The organism is Streptococcus sp. 2106, from assembly GCF_013277315.1.
Lineage (GTDB): Bacteria > Bacillota > Bacilli > Lactobacillales > Streptococcaceae > Streptococcus > Streptococcus pseudopneumoniae.
In genome coordinates this window covers 4,207-8,451 of the sequence record NZ_VMMS01000008.1, presented here as the reverse complement: position 1 = coordinate 8,451, position 4,245 = coordinate 4,207, and the positions used below count along the sequence as shown (strand labels likewise).

General features: G+C 40.6%; 4 protein-coding genes. All 4 read right to left on the bottom strand.

Annotated elements, in window-relative coordinates:
- Positions 1-116: 116 nt before the first annotated feature.
- Entirely contained in the window at positions 117-1,607 is a 1,491-nt protein-coding gene (lytC, locus tag HT723_RS01145; protein WP_172934460.1) for a choline binding-anchored murein hydrolase LytC, read from the bottom strand.
- Positions 1,608-1,644: 37 nt separating this feature from the next.
- Positions 1,645-2,403, bottom strand: a complete 759-nt coding sequence (gene tpiA, locus HT723_RS01140; RefSeq protein WP_000087893.1) for a triose-phosphate isomerase — start codon at positions 2,401-2,403, stop codon at positions 1,645-1,647.
- 97 nt (positions 2,404-2,500) lie between these two features.
- Positions 2,501-3,178, bottom strand: a complete 678-nt coding sequence (locus tag HT723_RS01135) for a DnaD domain-containing protein (protein WP_172934459.1) — start codon at positions 3,176-3,178, stop codon at positions 2,501-2,503.
- Positions 3,179-3,186: 8 nt separating this feature from the next.
- Positions 3,187-4,131: a homoserine O-succinyltransferase gene (metA, locus tag HT723_RS01130; RefSeq protein ID WP_023938497.1), complete on the bottom strand. Its 945-nt coding sequence runs from the start codon at positions 4,129-4,131 to the stop codon at positions 3,187-3,189.
- Positions 4,132-4,245: the final 114 nt, after the last annotated feature.

The following is a 4,245-nucleotide window of genomic DNA, read 5'->3' as shown; positions in this document are numbered from 1 at the left end:
TTTCATTGAGTATAAGATTCATTTCCGAGCAAGTTCTTGAATTTACTCGAGGATAAACTATCATAAAACAAAGAAAAAGAGGGTGCTACTATCACATCCCTCTTTCTAATCAGAGCTTAATACCAAACGCTGACATCTACGCGCCCTTGGATTCCTTTCATGTATTCAGAAGAGGTATATTGCCAACCTTTTTCTCCTGAATAATGAGGGTTTTCCCATTCTAAAGCATTGTTATAGGCCGCTACCCAGTTTACATGTTTTAAAATATCTGGGTGTTTTAAACGCGTCTGTAATAAACTACGATAGCTATAGACATACACATTTTGATAACCCGCCTGCTTCATCGTCTCCATGTACTTGTTGATAATCTTAACCCAAGTACCTGTATCATTCGGAGCACGCTTACTTTTATTCACATACTCCCAGTTCTCAACATCATAGTAGATAGGGTAAGACAAGTTCATATTGTATTTCTTCAGAAGTTCAATGGTCTGTTCAGCATCATTCTCAGCATCAGTCTCATTTTCAGCATAGGTATAGAGATAGACGCCATAAGGTATTCCCAGACGGTTTAACTCCTTAATGTTATGCGCCAATTCCTTGTCTTCTTTACCGCTATAACCTAGACGAACAATGACACCATCTACTTCATTTTCATCAATAACCTTTTTCCAATCATTGATACGGCCATTGTGCTCACTAATATCAATAACTTTCTTAGCATGTTCGGTTCCAACTTGTTCTTCTCTATTATTAAAGAAATAGCGTTTACCATCTCTGTGAACCCAACCGACATTCAAATCTTTCTTTTCTTTGAGCTCACCAGAGGCCGCAAAGATATAGCGAGCGCCATCCATAATCACTTCATCAGTCGCCATGGCACCACTTCCAGTCAAATAGTAGTTGCCTTGCCACTCATTCCGAGCCATATAGCCCCACTTCTTGAAATAGTACCATTTGCCGCCCACTTTTTGCCACTCTTGGTTAGCATAAGTTCCATCGGATTGGAGATAAAAATAAGCAGAATAGGCTGGATCATAAAGCCATTCATTTTGCATCATGGCACCTTGACCGTTCAAGAAATAACTTCCTTGCCATTGGCTTTTAGCCATGTAACCCCACTTCTTGAAGTAGTACCACTTATTTCCAATCAATTGCCATTCTTGATGAGCATAAGCCCCATCTGACTTGAAATAAAACCAACTCTTGTAATTATTATCATAAAGCCACTCGTTTTGAGCCATATAGCCACCTGATTTCAGGTAGTAATTGCCCTGCCACTCATTTTGAGCATAACGACCGTCTGATTTGAGATAAAACCAAGCTTTGTAGTTATTATCAAAAATCCATTCACTTTGAGCTTTAGAACCATCAGCCTTTACATAATAATCTCCATCCCAGTGGGCAGAGACACTGTTTCTCTGTTCATTGCTACTAGTTGATGAAGTTCCTGTTGATAGACTAGATTTTTCTGAAACTGTGCTTCCACTTGTTTCATCTGCCGCAATTCCTGAAACTCTTACTCCAAGTAAGCAAAGGCTTGCTAGCCCTATACATACAAATTTTGTTTTCAATCTTTCCTCTCCTATAAAAAATGGAACAGACATCTGAATGCTGTTCCACCTAGCTTTTGCTACTTACTGATTATTTTACAAAGTCAAGCAAAGCCAAGAAGCTTTCAGCTTCAAGTGACGCACCACCTACAAGGGCACCGTCAACGTCTGGACAAGCCATGTATGAAGCAACGTTCTCAGGTTTAACAGAACCACCGTATTGAACACGAACTTTGTCTGCAACTTCTTGACCAAAGTCAGCAGCTACAACGTCACGAACAACTTTACACATTTTTTGTGCGTCGTCTTGTGAAGCTGATTTACCAGTACCGATAGCCCAGATTGGTTCGTAAGCGATAACTGATGCAGCAACTTGTTCAGCAGTCAATCCAGCCAATGCAGCAGATACTTGAGCACCTACAAATTCAGCAGCTTTACCAGCTTCGTAAGTTTCAAGTGACTCACCACAACAGATGATTGGAAGCATACCGTTTGCAAAGATTGCTTTTGCTTTTTTGTTGATATCTTCGTCAGTTTCATGGAAGTAGTCACGGCGTTCTGAGTGACCGATAACAACGTAGTCAGTACCGATTTCTTTCAAAACTTGTGGGCTAGTTTCACCAGTGAAAGCACCTGCATTTTCAAAGTAGCAGTTTTGAGCAGCAACTTTAAGGTTTGAACCTTTTGCAGCAGCAAGAACTGTTGTCAAATCAAGAGCTGGAGCAGCGATACCTGCTTCAACAAGATCTGATGAAGGAAGTTTTGACGCAACTGCTTCAACGAATGCTTTAGCTTCTTCTGGATTTTTGTTCATTTTCCAGTTACCAGCGATAAATGGTTTACGTGACATTTCACATACCTCTTTTTTCAATTTATTTTCTATTTATTTTATCACAATTAGACACAGCTTGCAAATCTTACTCGGATTTCAAGCCTGCTGATATGGATTAATCCTTCCAGAGATTCATAGCATTTCTGAAATCTGCCGATACCTGTGTCAACTGGGGATTGCTTGCTTCTCTTTCTGCCCGCTTAGCCTCGATTTGAGCCACACTTTTGATACCTTCATGTCGCCAGTTTCTCAAAATCGCCTGGATGTACTTCCAGTTTGGTTTTCCATTCAAAACAGCTTCACGAAGAGCTTCCTTAATCAAGTCAGCACTGGTTCCATCTTCCTTTAGTGTCTTCATCAAATCCTCAATCTCAAAAGGCGTCAACAAGCGTCCCAACTCCTGCTGGAAGGTTTCCACCAAATCCTTAAGATGATTTTGAGGTATCAACTGGTCTGAACTCGAAGCAATAGCTCCAAGCAAGTCATCCAAACGTTCCAAAGCCAAACTAGCATCAAAAAGCAATTCGATTTCGCCATTTAATTCGATAGTACGATACTGGAGAAGTCCCCTCTCCGTCAGATTGGAAATGGACTGGTTGACATCCGAAATTTCCTTGCCAATCCTTTCAGCAATCTGGCTTGGCGACATTTCTTCTAAGCCTGTCGTATTTTGCAAATAGAAAAATTGCCAAACCAGAAAATCGTCGCTAGAAGGAAAGAGTTCCTTAAAATGCAAGAGCAGGGCACTCGGTAAAACCAAGTTCCCTGATTTAAAAGCGTCTAAATATGTCATAATTCCTCTTATAAATACCCAAATGCAGATGCATCATCTTCTATTTTTCTCCAGTCAAAAGGGGTTTCCTGATAGACTGCATAATTTACCCAGTTACTGAAAAAGAGGGCTGCCGATGAAGACCAACAAAGACAAGGCGTCTGATTAACATCATCATCCTTAAAGTAATTTTCTGGAATATGAGGATCTAAACCTGCATCACAATCTCGGAAATACTCTTTTGCCAAGGTATCACGGTCATATTCCAAATGCCCAAAACTATAAATTTCACGCAAATCACGACTAGCCAAAATCGAAACCCCAACCTGAGAACCCTCTGATAAAATCTCGAGATTGGTTTTGTTTAAGACCTCTTCCTTAGAAATCTCCGTGTGCCGAGAATGAGGGGAAACATAGCTATCGTCAAAGCCTCTTAAAAGAAGGTGCCCTTCTTTTAAAGTGTCCTGAGGATAAATACCCGATAACTTACTGTCCATCTGGTATTTTTCCACTCCATAACGCAGATAAAGACCAGCCTGAGCCCCCCAACAGATATAAAGGGTCGAATAGACATGGGTCTTGGACCACTCAAGCACCTGGCTAAATTCCTCCCAATAGTCCACTTCCTCAAATGGTAAATGCTCAACTGGAGCACCCGTGATAATCATCCCATCAAAATACTCATCCTTGACTTCAGGAAAGGTTTTATAAAAGGTCTCCATGTACTCTGAACGAGTTGTTTTAGAACGATGGCTCTCCATATAGAGAAAATCAATATCCAATTGCAGGGGCGTATTAGCCAAATGGCGCAACAACTGGGTTTCTGTGACCATTTTCTGTGGCATGAGATTTAAAATTAAAATCTTCAAAGGACGGATATCTTGGTGGGACGCACGTTGATCATCCATGACAAAGATATTCTCTGTCCGTAAAATCTCAACAGCTGGTAATTTTCTATCAATTCGAATCGGCATAACCCTCTCCTAACTGTACTCTTTCAGAAATAATTGCATATGTTTGAAACTCTTCGAAAATCTCTTCAAACCGCGTCAACGTTGCCTTGCCGTACGTATATGTTACTGACTTCG